Consider the following 18,386-nt stretch of genomic DNA (forward strand, 5'->3'; position numbering starts at 1 on the left):
AGCGCGGGCGCTGAGCCGCCGTTTGGCGGCGCGTCGCCTGCGCGCTCTTTGGCATGCAGTTTTGATGAAGTCTACTGTCGCACGTGCCGCACCTGTCGCATCGCAGCAACGCTGCTCTGCAGTCGGCTCAGGCCGGCATCCTGTCGCCGTCGGCGAGCGCCAGGAAGCCGCCCGACTGCCGCGCCCACAGCCTTGCGTAGAGGCCGCCGCGCCGCACCAGCTCGTCATGGCTGCCCATATCGACGATCCTGCCGTTGTCGAGCACGATCAAACGGTCGAGCGCGGCGATGGTGGAGAGCCGGTGCGCGATCGCGATCACAGTTTTACCTTCCATCAATGTGGAAAGCTGTGCCTGAATCTCGGCTTCCACCTCCGAATCGAGTGCCGAGGTCGCCTCGTCGAGGATCAGGATCGGGGCGTCCTTGAGCAGCACGCGCGCGATCGCGATGCGTTGGCGCTGGCCGCCGGAGAGCTTGACGCCGCGCTCGCCAACCCGCGAGTCGAAGCCCTGCCGCCCGTCCTGGTCGCTGAGGCCGACGACGAAATCATGCGCGGCGGCACGCCTGGCTGCCGCCGCGATCTCGTCTTGCGTCGCGCCGATCCGGCCATAGGCGATGTTGTCACCGATCGAGCGGTGCAGCAGCGAGTTGTCCTGCGTCACCATGCCGATCTGGCTGCGCAGCGATTCCTGCGTCACCCCGGCGATGTCCTGCCCATCGATCAGGATACGGCCCGCATCGAGCGGATAGAGCCGCAGCAACAGGTTGACCAGCGTCGACTTGCCGGCTCCGGAGGGACCGACCAGCCCGACCTTTTCACCAGGCTTGATCTCCAGGTTGAGGTCGTCGAACAGGCCCAGCGGCTTGCCGTAGTTGAACCGGACATGCTCGAAGCGCACCCCGCCGCGCGCGACCTGGAGCGGCACGGCGTCCGGCGCATCCGGCAGGTCGTGCGGCTTGGCGATCGTCTCCATGCTCTCCTGCACCGAGCCGATATTCTCGAAGACGCCGCGCACCAGATGGATCAGCCAGCTCGACATCTGCACGAGGCGCAGGACGAGCCCGATCGCAGCGGCGACCGCGCCCGGCGTCATCTCGCCCTGGCTCCATAGATGCAGGCAGAGCCAGGCCGTCGCCACGACGAGCAGGCTGTTCATCGTCTGCAGGATGACGCTGACCCCGGTGATCAGCCGCGACAGGTTGAGAAAGGAGGCGTTCCAGCGTGTCAGCGCGTCGCGGACCGCCGAGCGCTCGGCATCGGCACGGGCGAAAAGCTTGACCGTCAGGATATTGGTGTAGGCATCGACGATCCGGCCCGTCGTGGTCGAGCGGCCAAGCGAGTTCGCCTCCGAACGCTTTTTGGCGCGTGGCACGAAATAGACCAGCAGCACGACATAGGCGGCGAGCCAGACGATCACCGGCATGGCGAGCCAGATGCTGGTCGAGCCGAAAAAGCCGAGCGCGACCGAGGCGAAGATCAGCGCGTACCAGAGATCGTCGATCACCTCGATCGTCGCGCCGCGGATCGCCTGCCCGGCCTGGATCACCCGCGACGAGAGCCGACCGGCGAAATCGTTCTGGAAATAGGAGAGCGCGTGGCCGAGCGTGTAGACATGGTTGCGCCAGCGGATCTGGTTGGTGATCTGCGGCACCACCACCTGGTCGACGATGGCGTGATTGGCGAAATAGATCAGTGGCCTGAACACCGTAACGAGGATGGCCGCACCGATCAGCAGCCTGCCATGCTCGCTGAAGACCTGCTCCGGCGAGTTCTTCGCCAGCAGGTCAACGAACCAGCCGACCATCAGGTACATCGCCGCCTCGATGCCGGAAAAGCCGAGACCGGTCAGCATGATCAGGGCCATCCAGCCCTTCGCGCCCTTGATATGGTGCCACATGAAGCGGAACACGCCTGTCGGCGGCGTCTTGCGCTCGTCGAACGGCGCGAAGACGTCGATGCGGCTTTCAAGGAAACGGAAGAGCGGGGCGAACATGAAGGGGCCGCCCTCCTCGGATCGGTCGATACCGATATGGGGCGCATTGCGCGCTGTGGCCAGAGCTTGTGGCGCGCTCCGGTCAAGCCATGACAGCAGCGCATGGCGAACGGGAGACTAGCGGTCGGAAGGCTGCGGAGCGCGGATCGTTCAGGCGCCTGCACAGGCAATGCGGGAACGTAGAATAAAATTCCACCTGAGCGCGCATTATTGGAAGAATGTTACCGACAGTCGTACGACAAAGGAACCACTACTTCTGCATGGCGGAGTGCACACCTGCCTCCTTGCCTGCGTCCTCCGGCCCCGCCGAGCATGCCTCTACGCCGCGTGTGACAGCGGCGCTTTGGAGGCGACAATGACCAAGATGCTTTGCGGGCTTGCTCTGGCGGGCGCGCTTGTCCTGCCGGTATCGGTGCAGGCCCAGACCGCCGGCAAGACGGTGATCGCGACGCCGAACGCCCCCGAGGCGATCGGCCCCTATTCGCAGGCGATCAAGGCCGGAAACATGGTGTTCCTCGCTGGACAGATCCCGATCGACCCAAAGACCAAGCAGTTGATGAAGGATGCCAGCATCGAGGATCAGACCAAGCTCGTCCTCGACAATCTCAAGGCCGTGCTCGAGGCCGACGGCCTGACCATGGACAATGTCGTCTCGACCAGCGTTTTCATGAAGGACCTCAACGAGTTCGGCAAGATGAACGAGGTCTATGCGACCTATTTCAAGACCGCGCCGCCCGCGCGCGCCACGGTCGAGGTCGCCCGTCTCCCCAGAGACGTGAAGGTCGAGATCGGCGCCATCGCCGTCCGCCCCTGAGCTGCCGCCCTCCGGCAGCTCACCGCCCGACAAGAGGTTCCCTCGCAACCATGGAGTAGGCCTATGCAAGCCTCGGACGAGAAGACACTCGCTTTCGATCCGAACCGCCGCGCCTTTATCGGCGCCCTCGCTTCCTCCGCCGCCTTCGCCGGCTCGCTGGCGGGCTTCGTGCCGACCAGCGCCAGCGCTCAGGCGCCAGCGGCTGCTGCCCTCGCCAACGACGCCGCCTTCTGGACGGATGTCCGCAAGCTCTTCGACCAGAAGTCCGGCGTCCGCTACATGAACATCGGCACCGCCGGCTCCATGCCGGTCGAGACGCAAGCCTTCCTCGACACCGAGACCCGCCGGCACGCCCGCGAGTCGATGAGCGGCTACGGCAACTATCTGCCGCAGCGCCAGGCACTGGCAAAGAGCTTCGGCTGCGACGCCGACGAGATCGTCATGTCGGGCAATACCTCGGACGGCATGTGCCATGCGCTGCTCGGCATGGTCTGGCGCCCGGGCGACGAGATCGTCACCACCAATCACGAGCATTCCGGCGGCAACGCACCGATGGCGTTGCTCCAGGATCGCTACGGCGTGGTGATCAAGCGCGTCATCCTGCCGGTCGGCAACAAGCAGAAGGCGGAGGACTATGTCGAGCTGTTCTCGGCCGCGATCGGGCCGCGCACCAAGGCGCTGGTCTTCTCGGCGCCGACCTACAAGACCGGCACCCTGCTGCCGGTCAAGATGCTGGCCAAGCTCGCCCAGGACAAGGGCATCGTCAGCATCTGCGACGCCGCACACCTGCCGGGGATGATCAACATCAACATGCGCGACCTCGGTGTCGATTTCCTGGCCGGCGCCGGCCACAAATGGCAGTGCGGACCACTCGGGACCGGCATCCTCTATGTCCGCAACAAGGTGCTGCCGCAGTTCAACCCGCTGCCGTTGCCGGACTATTTCCCGGTGGTGACCAGCGCCTATCCGGCCTCCGGCGGCCTGCCCCCGCGCACCAGGACCGGCAAGGAAACCGACGACCTCGCCGCGCGCATCCAGAGCACCGGCAGCCGCAATGCGCCCGTCTATCTGGCGCTCGCCAAATCGGTCGAGATCTGGGACCGGATCGGGCGCGACAAGATCGCGACCTACACGGTCGGCATGGCGCAGCACCTCAAGGAGAAGATCGCGGCGAAATGGGGCGTCGACTCCCTCTATTCGCCGAAGGACGACCCGCGCCTTGTCTGCGCCCTGACCGCTTTCAATCCGTTCCGCAATCCCGAGCACATCAAGGACAAGGCCAAGTCCGACGCTTTCGTGAAACGGGCGCTGGACGAATACGGCTTCGTCATCCGCAACTCGAACTTCCCGGTCGCAGGCCAGAAGGACGAGCATTACGGCGTGCGCGTCTCGACCCATCTGTGGAGCAATATGGGCGATGTCGATCAGCTGGTCGACGCCATGTGGGAACTCTCCGGCAAGATGCACGCGGTCTGACGCACCACTTCGCCACCGGCCGGAACGACCCGGCCGGTGGCGAAGCTTGACGATGGCGGTCGCAGCGCAGCATGACGCTCGCCATGCTGCGCCTCGCCCTCTACCAGCCCGACATCCCACAGAACGCCGGCACGATGATTCGTCTGGCGGCCTGCCTCGGCGTCGCCATCGACATCGTCGAGCCCGCCGCCTTCGATGTCTCCGACCGCAATTTTCGCCGCTCCGGCATGGACTATATCGAGCGGGCTGCGGTGACGCGCCATGACAGCTTCCGCGCCTTCGAGGCCTGGCGGCGCGAGAACAGCCATCGCCTCGTCCTCGCAGAGACCGACGGCGCCATCGCCCATACGGATTTTGCCTTCCGGCCCGGCGACATTGTCATGGTCGGCCGCGAGAGCGCCGGTGTTCCGCCGGAGGTCTACGCTGCGGCCGAAGCCAGCGTGCATATCCCGATGCGCCGCGATTTGCGCTCGCTCAATGTCGCCATGGCCGCGGCGATGGTCGTAGGCGAGGCGCTGCGTCAGCTTGGCGCCTATCCCGGGCCGGCCGATATCTGACAAAGAGGCCGCCATGACCGGACAAGCCACCGAGACCGCCGCCTTCGATCCCGCCATCGTCGAGGCACTGAAGCCGCGCGCCAGCATCTGGTTCGAGAGCCTGCGCGACCGCATCTGCGCCGCCTTCGAGCAGATCGAGGGCGAGGCGAGCGGCCCCTTCCCCGCCGAAACCGACAAGCCCGGCCGCTTCGTGCGCACGCCCTGGCAGCGCACCAACCATGACGGCGCTCCGGGCGGCGGCGGCGTGATGTCGCTGATGTCGGGACGGGTCTTCGAGAAGGTCGGCGTCCACGTCTCGACCGTCCATGGCAGCTTCGCACCGGAATTCGCCACCCAGATTCCCGGCGCCGCCGAGGACCCGCGCTTCCACGCCACCGGCATCTCGCTGATCGCCCATCCCTGGAACCCGCACGCGCCGACCGTGCACATGAACACCCGCTTCGTCGTGACGACAAAGCCCTGGTTCGGTGGCGGCGCGGACCTCACCCCGGTGCTGGAGCGCCGGCGTTCGCAAGACGATCCCGACGCGATCGCCTTCCACGCCGCGATGCGCACGCCGTGCGATACCCATGCGGGCATCGCCGACTATCAGCGCTTCAAGGCCTGGTGCGACGAGTACTTCTTCCTCAAGCACCGCAGCGAGCCGCGCGGCATAGGCGGCATCTTCTACGACTATCTCTGGTCGGGTGATCCGGACGCCGACCTCGCCTTCACCAAGGCGGTCGGCGAAGCTTTCCTCGACAGCTACCCGCGAATCCTGCGCGCCAATCTGGCGACACCATGGAGCGAGGCCGAACGACATGAGCAGCAGGTCCGCCGCGGCCGCTATGTCGAATTCAACCTGCTCTACGACCGCGGCACGATCTTCGGCCTGAAGACCGGCGGCAACGTCGCTTCGATCCTGTCCTCGATGCCGCCGACAGTGAGGTGGCCTTAGCAATCATCGTCATTGCGAGTGCAGCGAAGCAATCCAGGGGGACATAGAGCTCTGCAGCCCTGGATTGCTTCGTCGCTCACGCTCCTCGCAATGACGATGCGGCCTTCACCAGCAGCGCCATCTGCTCGCCCCGATCGGTCGGGCAGCCGGCCTCGATCCAGGCCTCACGCACCTCGTCGAGCACCTGACCCACCTTTGGACCAGCGCTGATACCGAGAGCCAGAACGTCTTTTCCGGTGGGCAGGAAGGCAGGCGTGTGCGCCATCTTGGCAATCAGGCCCTGGATATCGGCCAATGTTTCGGCTGTTCCGAGCAGAACCAGTGCGCCTGCGACAGCATCCGCTCCAACGCGATGAGCCAATCGGCGCAGCGTGGCGATCTCCGGCCGCCTTCCTCTCCCCGACAACGCTTCCAGAGCGGCGGCTAAGCCGGAAATCCGCTCGAACTCCGCGTTCGACAACCGCAGCCGATCGCGCAGCCTGAGCGCATCCTCGCTGACCGCGACGGCGAGCGCCGCCAAGCGGAAGGCCGGGTAAATTCCATCCCCCGGCGCGTCAGCGATCGCGGCGAAGCGCGACAGATGGGGCACGCCGCCGATCACCGGCATCAGCAAACCCGCCCCCGCCATGGCCGACAGGGTCTCGGCGGCACGGGGCGCAACCAGCAGCTTGCGCATTTCCGCCCAGACCCGCTCGCGCGACAACCCGTCGAGCCCGGCGCGTGCCGCTATGCAGGCATCGAGCGCAACCCGATCCAGCTCGCCCGCGCCGTAGCGGGCGTGAAAGCGGAAGAAGCGCAGGATGCGTAGGTAATCCTCGGCGATCCGGTCTCCGGCAGCACCGATGAAGCGCACCTGCCTTGCCGCGAGATCGGCGAGCCCGTCGGCATAATCGTGCAGCGCGCCTGCGGCATCGAGCCCGAGCGCATTGAAGGTGAAGTCGCGCCGCAGCGCGTCCTCGCGGAAGTCGCGGCCGAAGGCGACGACGGCGTGGCGGCCGTCGGTCTCGACATCGCGGCGCAGCGTCGTGACCTCGAAGGGCGCACCGTCGATCACGACGGTGACCGTGCCGTGCTCGATCCCGGTCGGGATCGCCTTGAACCCTGCAGCACGCGCGCGCCGCATCGTCTCGTCCGGAAGGCAGGTCGTGGCGATATCGATATCCGCCACCGGCTCACCGAGGAGCGCGTTGCGCACAGCGCCGCCGACGATGCGGGCCTCCTCCCCGTCGCGGTTCAGCGCGGAAAGAAGCGCTGTGACGTCGGCTCGCACCAGCAGGGCAGCAAGGCGCTGCCGCTCAACTCCGGTCATGGCTTCGGCCGGTCGTCGAAATAGCCGGGCACCAGCCGGCCGTTCTCGACATGGGGCGGCACGAACGGGCCGGTATGCCGCGGCGCGATCAGACCGGCAAAGATGAAGGAGGCGATGCCGAGGACGAGCCCCGTCACCGACAGCCAGAACAGATGCCGGCTCCAGTGCTCGACATCGAACGGATTGCGCCGCCGGATCACGAGATAGCCTGCGAACAGGCAGAACGGCAGGACGAAGAGCAGGAACTCCTCGATCAGCGTGCGCAGCATCGGGCGTAACCTCTTTAACCGACGAGCCGCTCGTAGAGATTGCGGATCATGCCGGCCGTCGCTCCCCAGATATAGCGATCGCCATGCGGCATCGCATAGTAGGTGCGATAACGCCCCCTGAATTCGCGGCCATGGCGCTGGTGGTTGGCCGGGTCGAGCAGGAAGGCGAGCGGCGTCTCGAAGGCCTCGTCGACCTCGTGCGGATTGATCGTCAGCGCCAGCGGCGGCTCGACCAGGCCGACCACCGGCGTGACGCGATAACCGGTGCCGGTGAGATAGGCGTCGAGATAGCCGACCGTCCGAACCTTGTCGGGCGCAAGTCCGATCTCCTCCTCCGCCTCGCGCAGCGCCGCGACCAGCGGCGAGCCGTCGGTGGCGTCGATCCGCCCCCCTGGGAAGGCAATTTGAGCCGAATGACTGCGAAGCGCCGCGGCGCGCTGGGTCAGGAGCACGGTCGGTCCGTCCGGGTGCAGCACGATCGGGATCAGCACCGCCGCCTCGATCGCGCTCGTCTCGTCCGGGATGTCGATCGGCTCGGACTGCAGGTCGTGGTCGCCACGCGGCCGCGCGATCAGGTCGCCGAGGGCGGGCGGCTCGGTCCGCAAGCTGCGCAGCAGCAAGGCCTCGAGGTCGCCTCCGTTCCAGAACGCCGTCTCGGCAAGCCGCTTCGCCGGATGCTGCATCACAGTCCCTCGATCTCGCTGGCCGGCGCGACGATATGGAAGGCGCCGCCGCCGGCAATGCCGAACTGCGCCTCTCCGTCACCGTCGCGTACCTCGCCGAGCGCCAGGAGATCATAGGTCAGCGCCCGCGTGAGCCGGGCCCAGAGCCCGCGCCGGACATGCACATAGGGCTTCACCCCCTCGTTTGCAGCCCTGGCGAAGCGCAGCGCGTTGTCCGGCCCGACCATCACGAGATCGTCGGTCCGGGTTCGGAAGGCGATGCTGCGGGCATCGCCCTCGCCTTCCACCGCCATCTCGACCGCTTGCAGCGGCGCATCCTCGACCTTGATCCCGACCTTCTCGACCGGGGTCACGAGAAAGTAATCGTCGCCCTCGCGCTTCAGCACCGAGGAGAACAGCTTCACCAGCGCCGGCCGGCCAATCGGCGTGCCCAAATAGAACCAGGTGCCGTCGCCAGCGATACGCATGTCGAGATCACCGCAGAAAGGTGGATTCCAGCGCTCGACCGGTGGCAATCCACGGGAAGAGTCGCTGCCGAGGGCGCTCAGCAAACGATTCATCGCGCCGCCCGCCTCGGTCGTCACCTCACCTCGCGTTTTCGTCATCGGCATGCCGGTTGCATCGCTCCCTCGCCTTGAACTCTACATAATCGTGAAGCGGACTGTTGTGCACCGCCGCTCTCTGCCCCTTGAGCATGTTCCCCGCGAGGGTCAGAGTTTGGAATCGGACAGGAAGGCCGCGCGACGGCGAGGCTGAAGGAGATCGACATGGTGGCGCAAGCCCGTGATGCAAACGCCCCGATCAACCTCGACACCGGCGTGGTCGAGGCGGCCGAGGCGGCGCTCGCCGCCATCGGCGCCGCCCGCACCGAGATCGGCCAGGTCATCTTCGGCCAGCAGAAGGTGGTCGATCTCTCGCTGATCACCCTGCTCGCCGGCGGCCACGGCCTGCTCGTCGGCGTGCCGGGCCTCGCCAAGACCAAGCTCGTCGAGGCGATGGGCACCGTGCTTGGCCTGTCAGCCCGCCGCGTCCAGTTCACGCCCGACCTGATGCCATCAGACATCCTCGGCTCCGAGGTGCTCGACGAGAGCCCCGACGGCAAGCGCCATTTCCGCTTCATCAAGGGCCCGGTCTTCGCCCAGTTGTTGATGGCGGACGAGATCAACCGCGCCTCGCCCCGCACCCAGTCGGCCCTGTTGCAGGCGATGCAGGAGCATCACGTCACCGTCGCCGGCGAACGCCATGACCTGCCGGCGCCCTTCCACGTGCTCGCCACCCAGAACCCGATCGAGCAGGAAGGCACCTATCCGCTGCCGGAAGCCCAGCTCGACCGGTTTTTGCTCGAGATCGACGTCGGCTATCCCGATCGCGAGGCCGAGCGCCGCATCCTGCTCGAGACCACGGGTTCAGCCGAGCACAAGCCGGTGCAGGCGATGACGGCCGAGACCCTGATGTCGACGCAGCGCCTGGTGCGGCGCCTGCCGGTTGGCGAGGCCGTTGTCGATTCCATCCTCGATCTCGTCCGCTCGGCCCGCCCCGGCGATGGCGAAAAGGCGATCACCGACAAGCTCGCCTGGGGGCCTGGCCCGCGCGCCAGCCAGGCGCTGACGCTCGCCGCCCGCGCCCGTGCCCTCGTTGAAGGCCGGCTCGCCCCCTCGGTCGATGATGTCGCCGCGCTCGCAGCGCCGGTCCTCAAGCACCGCATCGCGCTGACCTTCGCCGCCCGCGCCGATGGCGTGACGGTCGAGGGCATCGTCGCCAAGCTGGTGGAGCGCCTGGGTTGAGGAAAAGCTGATGCTGCGCACGCGTGTCCTCGGCCAAGCTGAACGCCAGCCGGGACAGCCGGTCCTCAAGGCTTCTCTCGATCTCGCCGCGCGCCTGCCCCGGCTGGTCCTGGAAGCGCGGCGGGTCTCGGCGAGCGTGCACGGCATCCATGGTCGCAGACGTTCCGGTCCGGGCGAGACCTTCTGGCAGTATCGCCCGCTGGTGCCCGGCGAGGCCGCCTCGCGCATCGACTGGCGCCGCTCTGCGCGCGACGGACACCTCTTCGTGCGCGAGCGCGAATGGGAGGCCTCGCACGCGATCTGGCTCTGGATCGACCGCTCGCCCTCCATGGGCTTTGCTTCCTCGCTCGCTTTGGCGAGCAAGGTCGACCGCGCGCTGATCGCGGGCTTCGCACTGGCGGAAACGCTGGTCGAAGGCGGCGAGCGCGTCGGCCATCTCGGCCTGACCCGGCCGATGGCCTCACGCCGGATCGTCGAAATGCTGGCGCAGGCAATCCTGGCTGATCGCCGCAATGGCGAGGCCGACCTGCCGCCGGAGGAGCCGCTGCCGCGCCTCGCCGACGCGATCCTGATCACCGATGGGCTGACGCCGGCCGCGGCGCTGGCCAAGCGCATCGCCACGCTGGCGAGCAGCGGCGCCAAGGGCCATATCCTTCTGATCGCCGACCCGATCGAGGAGACCTTCCCCTTCTCCGGACAGGCCGAATTGTTCGACCTGGAGGATGGCCTCTCGCTGCGGGTCGGTGATGCCGGCAAATGGGGCGAGGATTATCGCGAGCGGCTTCAGGCTCATCGCGACGCCATCCGCGAGGCCTGCCGCCATGCCGGCTGGACGTTGACCCTGCACCGCACCGACCGCCCGGCGAGCGAGGGGGTCCTGCGCATCGCCAGCCTGATCGCCGCCTCGCGCGGCGGCCCGGCCGGCTAGCGGGAAAGGACGACGATGCTGTCATCGCTGCCGATCGCCTTCTCCGCGCCGCTGGCCCTGATCGCGCTGGCCGTCCTGCCTGTGCTCTGGCTGATCCTGCGGGTGACGCCACCGCGGCCGAAGCGGATCGACTTCCCGCCGCTCAAGATCATGCGTGACCTGATCCCGCAGCGCGAGACGCCGGCGCATACGCCCTGGTGGCTGCTGGCGCTGCGCATGGCGGTGGCGGCACTGGCGATCCTCGCCGTCGCCGGCCCGGTCTGGAACCCCGTGCGCGATGCGGCCGCCCTGCGCGGTCCGCTGCTTCTCCTGGTCGACAACGGCTTTGGCGCGGCGACCGACTGGACCGAGCGCCTGGCCATCGCCGAGAGCCGCATCGCCGCGGCCACCCGCGAGGGCCGGCCTGTCGCCGTCGTCGGCCTCGGCGAAGCGCCGGCCGAGATTGCGCTATCGCAACCGCAAGGCGCACTCGAACGCCTGCGCGCACTCGCCCTTCAGCCGCACGCGCCCGACCGCGGCGCCCATCTCCAGCGGCTCGAAACCTTCTGGCGCGCCCAGCCCCAGGCCGAGACTGTCTGGGTTGCCGATGGGCTCGGTATCGGCAACGGCGATGCCGATTTCCTCACCCGACTGAAGCAGGAAGCCAGCGCTGGCCGGCTGTCGATCCATGCCGGCCCGGCCGACCAGCGCGCACTCACCACGCCCGAAAATCTCGCCGGTGCGCTGACCGTCAAGGTGCTGCGCCCGACGCTGAATGCCGCGGCCAGCGGCCAGGTCCGCGCCCTCGACCTCAAGGGTCTGCCGCTCGGCGACGCCCCCTTCGTCTTCGGCGGCAATGAACTCGCGACCACCGCGCGGCTGACCCTGCCAATCGAGGTTCGCAACGCCGTCTCCCGGCTCGAGATCACCGGCGAGCGCAGCGCCGGCGCCGTCGCTTTGCTCGATGACCGTGCCAAGCGCCGGCGCGTCGGCATCGTCTCCGGCGCCACCGCCGACACGGCCCAGCCGCTGCTGTCGCCGACCTACTACGTCTCGCGCGCGCTCTCGCCCTTCGCCGAGATCCGCGAGCCCCGCTCGGGCTCGACCGACCCGGTCGGCGAGCTTCTGGCGCAGAACCTCTCCGTCCTTGTCCTCGCCGATATCGGCGCGCTCGATAGCGACACTGCGGCCAAGGTCTCGGCCTTCGTCGAGCGCGGCGGCGTGCTGCTGCGCTTTGCCGGGGCGCGGCTTGCTGCCTCCTCGGACGAGCTGACGCCGGTGCGCCTGCGCCGTGGCGGCCGCACGCTCGGCGGCGGTCTCTCCTGGGAGACGCCGCGCAAGCTCGCGCCCTTCACCCGCGAGAGCCCGTTCTTCGGCTCGTCTCTGGCCGAGGATGTCCGCGTCACCCGCCAGATCCTGGCCGAGCCCGAGCCGGATCTCGCCCGCAAGACCTGGGCGGCGCTGGAGGATGGCACGCCGGTCGTCACCGGCGAGCGCCGCGGTGACGGCGTGCTCGCCATGGTCCATGTCACTGCCGACACCACCTGGTCGAACCTGCCGCTCTCTGGCCTCTTCGTCGAAATGCTGCGCAAGGTCGTCGCCATGTCCGGTACCAGCGCGACCGAGGGACAAGGCGGCGAGATCAGGGTCGAGACCCTCTCGCCGACGCGCGTGCTCGACGGCCAGGGCGCCTTCCGCTCGCCACCGGCGACTGCGCAGCCGGTGGCACGCACCTTCGCCGGGCGCGCCACGCTCGCCCATCCGCCGGGCATCTATGGCCCGACCGATGGCGCCATGGCGGTCAATACGCTGGCCGCTGCCGACACGCTGACCGCCCTCGACCTCGCCGGGCTCGGCGCAACCGTGCTGCCGATCGACCAGCCGGTCGCTCGCGATATCCGTCCGCAGCTCCTGGTGCTGGCCCTGATCCTGCTCGTCGCCGACACGCTGGCAACGCTCTGGCTCGGTGGCCGGATGAATCTCGCCCGCTTCCGCCGGGCGGCACCGGCTGCGCTGCTACTCGGCTTAGCTCTCGGAACTCTCTTCATTCCGGACGCGGCGCGCGCCCAGCAGCAGCCGGCGCCCCCGGCCCCGCCGGCCGAGCAGCGCCCGCCGGTGACCCGCGACATCGTCACGGCCGCGAGCGCCACACGGCTCGCTTATGTCGTCACCGGCGACAGGGCGGTCGACGACATATCCAAGGCCGGGATGGCCGGCCTCAACATCGTGCTTGGCGCCCGCACCGCGCTGGAGCCGGGCGAAGCGGCCGGCGTCGACATCGCCCGCGACGAACTCGCCATGTATCCGATCCTCTATTGGCCGGTGGTCGCCGGCCGGCCGATCCCCGCGGCCGAGACGCTGCGCAAGCTTGAAGCCTATATGAAGGGCGGCGGACTGGTGATCTTCGACACCCGCGACGCGATGAGCACCCGGCCCGGCGGCGGCACCACGCCGGAAGGCGACCAGCTCCGCCGCATGCTGCAGACGCTCGATATTCCCGAGCTCGAGCCGATCCCGCGCGACCACGTCCTGACCAAGACCTTCTACATCCTCGACGGCTTCATCGGCCGTTATGACACCGGTACGACCTGGGTCGAGGTACTGCCGCCCGCCAGCGAGGATGGCCGCCGCCCGGCCCGCGCCGGTGACAACGTCTCGCCGATCGTGATCACCTCGAACGATCTCGCCGCCGCCTGGGCCGTCGGACGGCGCGGCGAGGCGCTCGTGCCGATGTCAGGCTCCGATCCGCGCCAGCGCGAGATGGCGCTGCGCGCCGGCGTCAATCTCGTGATGTACGCGCTGACCGGCAACTACAAGGCCGATCAGGTCCATGTCCCGGCCCTGCTCGAACGCCTCGGTCAGTAGCGAAGGAAATCCCGCCCGATGTGGAGCCTGACCTTCGCCCCGCTTGTCCCGCTGCCGCTGCTGATCGGCTTGGCCGCTCTCGCTGCGGCCGCTGCCGGCATGGCGCTCGTGCTCGCCGGGCATAGCGCGATACTGCGGGCGCTGGCGCTCGCCGTGCTCGCAGTCGCCCTGGCAGATCCCTCGCTCGTCTTCGAGGATCGCGAGCCGGTCAAGGACGTCGTCGCCGTCGTCGTCGACAAGTCCGCCTCGAACCGCCTCGCCGATCGCGCGCAGCAGACGCAAGCCGCCCAGGCCGAGGTCGAGCGACAATTGCGCGGCATCACCGGCGTCGAGACGCGGACCATCGAGGTCACCGACCAGCAGGGCGCCGGCGATGGCACCCGCCTGTTCGAGGCGCTCGCCTCGGGTCTCGCCGACGTCCCGTCCGAGCGCGTCGCCGGAGCGATCCTGCTGACCGACGGCCTCGCCCATGATGCGCCGACCACTGCCCAGGCGCTCGGCCTGCGTGCGCCGCTGCATGTGCTGACCACCGGCCGCGAACGCGAGATCGACCGGCGCATCGTGCTGGTCGATTCGCCGCGCTTCGGCATCGTCGGCAAGGAGCAGAACGTACGCCTGCGCGTCGTCGACAAGGGCGGGCCCGGCCGCGCCGCGATCACGGTGCGCCGCGACGGCGAGATCATCGCCCGGCGCGAGGCGATCACCGGCGAGACGATCCAGGTTCCGGTCCGCATCGATCGCGGCGGTCCCAACGTGATCGAGATCGAGGCGGCGCCGATCGACAACGAACTGACGCTCGCCAACAACCGCGCCGTCATCACCATCGAGGGCGTCCGCGACAAATTGCGGGTCCTGCTCGTCTCCGGCGAGCCGCATCCGGGCGAGCGCACCTGGCGCAACCTGCTCAAGGCCGACGCCAATGTCGACCTTGTCCACTTCACCATCCTGCGCCCCCCGGAGAAGCAGGACGGCACGCCGATCAACGAGCTCTCGCTGATCGCCTTCCCGACGCGCGAGCTGTTCCAGGTCAAGATCAAGGATTTCGACCTGATCATCTTCGATCGCTACGCCAACCAGTCGATCCTGCCGCTGGTCTATTTCGACAACATCGTCCGCTATGTCCGCGACGGCGGCGCGCTGCTGATCGCCGCCGGGCCGGAATATTCCGGCGCGCAGTCGCTGGCCCGCACCCCGCTCGGCCAGATCCTGCCGGCGCAGCCCGATGGCAGCGTCATCGACGAGGCCTATCGCGCCCGTGTCAGCGAACCCGGCAAGCGCCATCCCGTCACCCGCGACCTCCCGGGCTCCGAGACCGAGCCGCCGCGCTGGGGCGAATGGCTGCGCATGGTCGGCGCCCGCACCCGTTCGGGCTCGGCCGTGATGACCGGGCCGGGCGAGCGCCCGCTCCTCCTGCTGGCGCGCGAGCAGAAGGGCCGCGTTGCGCTTTTCCTCTCCGACCATGCCTGGCTCTGGGCCCGCGGCTTCCGCGACGGCGGCCCACATCTCGACCTGCTGCGCCGGCTCGGCCACTGGCTGATGAAAGAACCGGACCTTGAGGAAGAGGCACTGCGCGCCAGCGCCCGCGGCCGCAACATCGAGATCGAGCGCCAGACGCTCGGTGATAGCCCGGCACCGGCTGTGATCACCGCGCCCGATGGCTCGGTCCGCACCGTGCCGTTCGAGGCCGGTCGCCCCGGCCTCTTCGTCGCCCGCACCGCGGCAAGCGAGTTCGGCCTGCACAAGATCACCACCGAGAACCTCACCGCCTTCGCCAGCATCGGCCCGGAAAACCCGCGCGAGCTGATGGAGGTGGTCAGCGACCCCGGCAAGCTCCAGGCGCTGGCAGAGGCGACCGGCGGCTCCTCGCGCCGGATCGGGCAAGAGAACGGCTCGGGCGTCACCATCCCGCGCATCGTGCCGGTCCGCTCCGGGCGTCAGTTCGCCGGCGCCGATTGGATCGGCCTGCGCATCAGCGATTCCGGCATCGTCCGCGGCGTCTCGATCTCGCCGCTCTTCGTCGGGCTGATCGGGCTTGCCATCCTGTTCGGCGCGCTGGTTGCCGGCTGGATCGGCGAGAGCGGTCGGGGATTCAAGCGCGAGGCGTGAGCACCACCGTCATGCTCGGGCTTGACCCGAGTATCTCAGGCCTGATGAGGCTCCGGTCGGCGCTTTCTCGTCACGAGATTCTCGGGTCTGCGCTTCGCTTCGCCCGAGAATGACGGCGTGATCAGCGCAGCGCCGTAACCGTGCCGCTGCGCTTTGCCAGCACGTCATCGACAAGTTCCAGCGCCAGGAAGCGCCCCGGATCGGCCGGGCCGGGCAGGACGAGCTGGCCCGGCCTCACCGGCTTGAAGCCGAAGCGGGCGTAATAGGGCGCGTCGCCCACCAGCAGGATCAGCTCGTGGCCGTGCTCGCGCGCCGCCTCGATTGCGGCGTTCATCAGCGCCGCCCCGATCCCCCGGCCCTCGAAGGCAGGATCGACCGTGAGCGGCCCGAGCATCAACGCCGGCGCGCCGCCCGCCACGACCGGCGTCACCCGGACCGCGCCGACGAGGAAGGTGCCGACATGGCTGGCAAAGGAAAGCGCCGGATCGGGCGGCGCGCCCTCGCGCAGGCGGAAGGCCGTGCGGGCATAGCGTCCCGGCCCGAAGGCACGCTCGTGCAGGCGCTCGATCGCCGCGGCGTCGCCCGGCAATTCCTGGCGGATGGTGAGGGGAAGCGAGGTCATGGTCGGGATCGCGGCATGGCTGAATTCGGCGCGATTGGCAATGGCGCCGGCTTCAGACCGGCCGCGCCCAGAGGTCCTGATGGCCGACGCTAACGGAGGTCGCGCTCCGCTTCGCCTCCAGCCAACCCGCGATCGCCTCCGGCGCGACATGCCCGGTCTCGCCAACGGCAGCGGCGATCCCGGCCGCCAGCTCGCGGATCAGATCGGGCTGGCCTGCTTCGAGCTGCCACGGGCTCTCGCCGACCGTGACCGCAGTGCCCGCCTTGCGGAAGGCCTGGGCCAGCGCTTCGGTGGCATCGGGCCCGGCCGCCGGGCCGAAGCCCTTGTCGCTGCGCTGGTGATGGTGGAAGGCGGCGAGCATGCGCGGGTCCTCGGCATGCGCCGGCTCCCAGCTCTCGCGGCCGTCATAGGTCAGCACGGTGTAGAGCGGCAGCCGCATGCTGACGAGCGAGGCGACAAAGCGTTCGAGCCAGCGCGCCGAGGCAAGGTCGAACAGCGCCGCGGCGGTGACCAAGTCCGGCTGCCAGCCGAGCACCCATTCGAGTTCCTTGTTCAGGTCCGCGTTGCGGAAATCGACCGTCAGCGTCTTGTCGCCCTTGCGTAGGACGAGTTCCTCGCCCTGCTCCTGCGCTTCGTCGGCCCATTCAGCGAGCTTGCGCCGCGCGACGGACAACAGGCGCGAATCAGCATCGACCAGCGTCCAGTGCTGGCGCACGGGCAGCGCGCTGTAGCTGCCGCGCAGGTTCGAGCCGGCACCACAGCCGAGATCGACGACCGAGAGCGATTGCCGTCCGGCAAAGGTCGAGCCGACTGCAGCGAGTACCTGCGGATTGCGCGCGGCATGGTCGGCGGGTTCGCGCAGAGCGAGCCAATCGGGGGAAAATCCGCTCATGGAATAACCTTCGCACAAACTTCAGCGACGATCGTCGCAGTCCGCCGCCAGCGCGGCAATGCGCCGGCCGCACGCCAGGCCGCGTCGGCACGGCGCTGTCGCTCCTGTGGATCATCCAACAACCGTGCCAGCCCGGCGCGCAACGCCGCGACATCGCCCGGCGGCACCTTCAGCGCCGCGTCGTCGGGCGCCGTCTCGGCAGCGGCTCCGCCCGTCGTGCACAGGATCGGCAGGCCTTGCGCCAGCGCCTCGGTCAGCACCATGCCATAGCCCTCGAACAGCGAGGGCATGACGAAGAGGTCAGCCTTCGGATAGGCGGCGTCGAGATCGACCTGTGCGAGGGCGCCTGCAAGCCTGATCCGCTCGGACAGCCCGGTGGCGGCGATCTGCGCCATCAGGGCAGCCGTGGTGGCAGGAGCGCGATCATCCGCGCCGACGATGGTGAGACGCCACGGCTTGTCGGCCAGCCCCTCCAGCGCTGCGATGAGAACATCGTAACCCTTGCGCGGCACGAGCGAGCCGACCGCCAGCAGCTCGACGCTCTCGCCACCCCCCGAGCCGACAGCCCGCTTGGCTGGATCGACACCGGGCTCGGCAACCGCGATCCGCTCCGCCGGCACGCCGAAATCGGCGACGAGCAGCCGCTTGGTCGTCTCGCTGGAGGCGATGACTCCAGCTGCATAGCGCAAGGCCGCCGCCTCGCGCCTGGCGAACTCCGCCGCCTGCACCGGCGACAGCCCCGTTTCCAGCCCGAGCGGATGATGCACCAGCGCGACGACGCGTCCGGCGAGCCCGGCCGCGATGCTTTCCGGGAAGGCGCCATAGGCGAGGCCGTCGACCAGCAGCACGCTGTCATAGGGTTGCGACAGGATCGCCCGGCCAGTCTCGGCGAGATCGGCTTCGCTCGGATTCGGGAAGCCTCCCGGCAGCGGCAGATGCCGCGCCGCGACGCCCATCTCGCGCCATTCCGCCAGGAGCCGCCGATCGTAAGCGTAGCCGCCGGTCGGCAGCGACAGATCGCCCGGAATGGCGAAGACGATCTCGCTCACGACGTTTCGCCCAGACCAAGCGCGACGCAAAGTCCTCCCCCCTTGTGGGGGAGGGTTGGGAGGGGGGTGACTGGGTGAGCGGCGTCGAGGCTTCGCCAACAATCAGCCGCACGGCTGACTACC

At 68.5% G+C, this 18,386-nt stretch carries 16 protein-coding genes; 8 read left to right on the forward strand and 8 right to left on the reverse strand.

Annotation, left to right across the window (positions count from 1 at the left end):
- Window positions 1–127: 127 nt before the first annotated feature.
- Window positions 128–1,993: an ABC transporter ATP-binding protein gene (locus ACSQ3M_RS13960; protein WP_436150674.1), complete on the reverse strand. Its 1,866-nt coding sequence runs from the start codon at window positions 1,991–1,993 to the stop codon at window positions 128–130.
- A gap of 355 nt (window positions 1,994–2,348) precedes the next feature.
- Here ACSQ3M_RS13960 and ACSQ3M_RS13965 point away from each other — a divergent pair, with 355 nt between their 5' ends.
- The 4 genes from ACSQ3M_RS13965 (at window position 2,349) to hemF (ending at window position 5,777) form a co-directional block, all read left to right on the forward strand.
- Complete coding sequence (locus ACSQ3M_RS13965; RefSeq protein WP_436150675.1) at window positions 2,349–2,807, forward strand: RidA family protein; 459 nt, start codon at window positions 2,349–2,351, stop codon at window positions 2,805–2,807.
- Window positions 2,808–2,870: 63 nt separating this feature from the next.
- On the forward strand, window positions 2,871–4,283 hold the full coding sequence (locus tag ACSQ3M_RS13970) for an aminotransferase class V-fold PLP-dependent enzyme (RefSeq protein ID WP_436150676.1): 1,413 nt from the start codon (window positions 2,871–2,873) through the stop codon (window positions 4,281–4,283).
- Window positions 4,284–4,366: 83 nt separating this feature from the next.
- Window positions 4,367–4,840 (forward strand): tRNA (cytidine(34)-2'-O)-methyltransferase, encoded by a 474-nt coding sequence (locus tag ACSQ3M_RS13975; protein WP_436150968.1) that lies wholly within the window; start codon window positions 4,367–4,369, stop codon window positions 4,838–4,840.
- Between the two features lie 13 nt (window positions 4,841–4,853).
- Entirely contained in the window at window positions 4,854–5,777 is a 924-nt protein-coding gene (gene hemF, locus ACSQ3M_RS13980; RefSeq protein WP_436150677.1) for an oxygen-dependent coproporphyrinogen oxidase, read from the forward strand.
- 76 nt (window positions 5,778–5,853) lie between these two features.
- Here hemF and ACSQ3M_RS13985 read toward each other — a convergent pair whose 3' ends face one another.
- The 4 genes from ACSQ3M_RS13985 to ACSQ3M_RS14000 are packed head-to-tail and all read right to left on the reverse strand — an operon-like array spanning window position 5,854 to window position 8,643.
- Entirely contained in the window at window positions 5,854–7,086 is a 1,233-nt protein-coding gene (locus tag ACSQ3M_RS13985) for a CCA tRNA nucleotidyltransferase (protein WP_436150678.1), read from the reverse strand.
- Window positions 7,083–7,355 carry a DUF6111 family protein gene (locus ACSQ3M_RS13990; protein ID WP_436150679.1) on the reverse strand — a complete coding sequence of 91 codons (273 nt, stop codon included), beginning with the start codon at window positions 7,353–7,355 and terminating at the stop codon, window positions 7,083–7,085. Before ACSQ3M_RS13990 ends, ACSQ3M_RS13985 begins: the two co-directional genes overlap by 4 nt.
- Window positions 7,356–7,369: 14 nt before the next feature.
- Window positions 7,370–8,038 (reverse strand): CoA pyrophosphatase, encoded by a 669-nt coding sequence (locus ACSQ3M_RS13995; RefSeq protein ID WP_436150680.1) that lies wholly within the window; start codon window positions 8,036–8,038, stop codon window positions 7,370–7,372.
- On the reverse strand, window positions 8,038–8,643 hold the full coding sequence (locus tag ACSQ3M_RS14000) for a DUF1285 domain-containing protein (RefSeq protein WP_436150969.1): 606 nt from the start codon (window positions 8,641–8,643) through the stop codon (window positions 8,038–8,040). Before ACSQ3M_RS14000 ends, ACSQ3M_RS13995 begins: the two co-directional genes overlap by 1 nt.
- A 162-nt stretch (window positions 8,644–8,805) precedes the next feature.
- On the opposite strand from ACSQ3M_RS14000, the gene ACSQ3M_RS14005 reads away from it, so the two are divergent.
- The 4 genes from ACSQ3M_RS14005 to ACSQ3M_RS14020 are packed head-to-tail and all read left to right on the forward strand — an operon-like array spanning window position 8,806 to window position 15,700.
- Window positions 8,806–9,822 (forward strand): AAA family ATPase, encoded by a 1,017-nt coding sequence (locus ACSQ3M_RS14005; protein ID WP_436150681.1) that lies wholly within the window; start codon window positions 8,806–8,808, stop codon window positions 9,820–9,822.
- 10 nt (window positions 9,823–9,832) lie between these two features.
- The gene (locus ACSQ3M_RS14010) at window positions 9,833–10,750 is read left to right on the forward strand and encodes a DUF58 domain-containing protein (protein WP_436150682.1); all 918 of its coding nucleotides are present in this window, start codon (window positions 9,833–9,835) and stop codon (window positions 10,748–10,750) included.
- An 18-nt stretch (window positions 10,751–10,768) separates the two neighbouring features.
- On the forward strand, window positions 10,769–13,594 hold the full coding sequence (locus tag ACSQ3M_RS14015) for a DUF4159 domain-containing protein (RefSeq protein WP_436150970.1): 2,826 nt from the start codon (window positions 10,769–10,771) through the stop codon (window positions 13,592–13,594).
- An 18-nt stretch (window positions 13,595–13,612) separates the two neighbouring features.
- Window positions 13,613–15,700 (forward strand): hypothetical protein, encoded by a 2,088-nt coding sequence (locus ACSQ3M_RS14020; protein WP_436150683.1) that lies wholly within the window; start codon window positions 13,613–13,615, stop codon window positions 15,698–15,700.
- 121 nt (window positions 15,701–15,821) lie between these two features.
- Here the strand turns inward: ACSQ3M_RS14020 and ACSQ3M_RS14025 are convergent, their stop codons facing one another.
- The 3 genes from ACSQ3M_RS14025 to ACSQ3M_RS14035 are packed head-to-tail and all read right to left on the reverse strand — an operon-like array spanning window position 15,822 to window position 18,263.
- Complete coding sequence (locus tag ACSQ3M_RS14025) at window positions 15,822–16,322, reverse strand: GNAT family N-acetyltransferase (protein ID WP_436150684.1); 501 nt, start codon at window positions 16,320–16,322, stop codon at window positions 15,822–15,824.
- A 52-nt stretch (window positions 16,323–16,374) separates the two neighbouring features.
- Window positions 16,375–17,214 carry an SAM-dependent methyltransferase gene (locus ACSQ3M_RS14030; protein ID WP_436150685.1) on the reverse strand — a complete coding sequence of 280 codons (840 nt, stop codon included), beginning with the start codon at window positions 17,212–17,214 and terminating at the stop codon, window positions 16,375–16,377.
- Window positions 17,211–18,263: a glycosyltransferase family 4 protein gene (locus ACSQ3M_RS14035; protein ID WP_436150686.1), complete on the reverse strand. Its 1,053-nt coding sequence runs from the start codon at window positions 18,261–18,263 to the stop codon at window positions 17,211–17,213. The genes ACSQ3M_RS14030 and ACSQ3M_RS14035 overlap by 4 nt, the downstream gene beginning before the upstream one ends.
- Between the last annotated feature and the right edge of the window lie 123 nt (window positions 18,264–18,386).

Source organism: Allobosea sp. LjRoot90, assembly GCF_964254315.1.
GTDB lineage: Bacteria > Pseudomonadota > Alphaproteobacteria > Rhizobiales > Beijerinckiaceae > Allobosea.

What these genes read in the sequence shown, in the direction of transcription:
- ACSQ3M_RS13960 (WP_436150674.1), bottom strand. Translation starts at nt 1,993, where the DNA reads ATGTTCGCCCCGCTCTTCCGTTTCCTTGAAAGCCGCATCGACGTCTTC.
- ACSQ3M_RS13965 (WP_436150675.1), top strand. Translation starts at nt 2,349, where the DNA reads ATGACCAAGATGCTTTGCGGGCTTGCTCTGGCGGGCGCGCTTGTCCTG.
- ACSQ3M_RS13970 (WP_436150676.1), top strand. Translation starts at nt 2,871, where the DNA reads ATGCAAGCCTCGGACGAGAAGACACTCGCTTTCGATCCGAACCGCCGC.
- ACSQ3M_RS13975 (WP_436150968.1), top strand. Translation starts at nt 4,367, where the DNA reads ATGCTGCGCCTCGCCCTCTACCAGCCCGACATCCCACAGAACGCCGGC.
- hemF (WP_436150677.1), top strand. Translation starts at nt 4,854, where the DNA reads ATGACCGGACAAGCCACCGAGACCGCCGCCTTCGATCCCGCCATCGTC.
- ACSQ3M_RS13985 (WP_436150678.1), bottom strand. Translation starts at nt 7,086, where the DNA reads ATGACCGGAGTTGAGCGGCAGCGCCTTGCTGCCCTGCTGGTGCGAGCC.
- ACSQ3M_RS13990 (WP_436150679.1), bottom strand. Translation starts at nt 7,355, where the DNA reads ATGCTGCGCACGCTGATCGAGGAGTTCCTGCTCTTCGTCCTGCCGTTC.
- ACSQ3M_RS13995 (WP_436150680.1), bottom strand. Translation starts at nt 8,038, where the DNA reads ATGCAGCATCCGGCGAAGCGGCTTGCCGAGACGGCGTTCTGGAACGGA.
- ACSQ3M_RS14000 (WP_436150969.1), bottom strand. Translation starts at nt 8,643, where the DNA reads ATGACGAAAACGCGAGGTGAGGTGACGACCGAGGCGGGCGGCGCGATG.
- ACSQ3M_RS14005 (WP_436150681.1), top strand. Translation starts at nt 8,806, where the DNA reads ATGGTGGCGCAAGCCCGTGATGCAAACGCCCCGATCAACCTCGACACC.
- ACSQ3M_RS14010 (WP_436150682.1), top strand. Translation starts at nt 9,833, where the DNA reads ATGCTGCGCACGCGTGTCCTCGGCCAAGCTGAACGCCAGCCGGGACAG.
- ACSQ3M_RS14020 (WP_436150683.1), top strand. Translation starts at nt 13,613, where the DNA reads ATGTGGAGCCTGACCTTCGCCCCGCTTGTCCCGCTGCCGCTGCTGATC.
- ACSQ3M_RS14025 (WP_436150684.1), bottom strand. Translation starts at nt 16,322, where the DNA reads ATGACCTCGCTTCCCCTCACCATCCGCCAGGAATTGCCGGGCGACGCC.
- ACSQ3M_RS14030 (WP_436150685.1), bottom strand. Translation starts at nt 17,214, where the DNA reads ATGAGCGGATTTTCCCCCGATTGGCTCGCTCTGCGCGAACCCGCCGAC.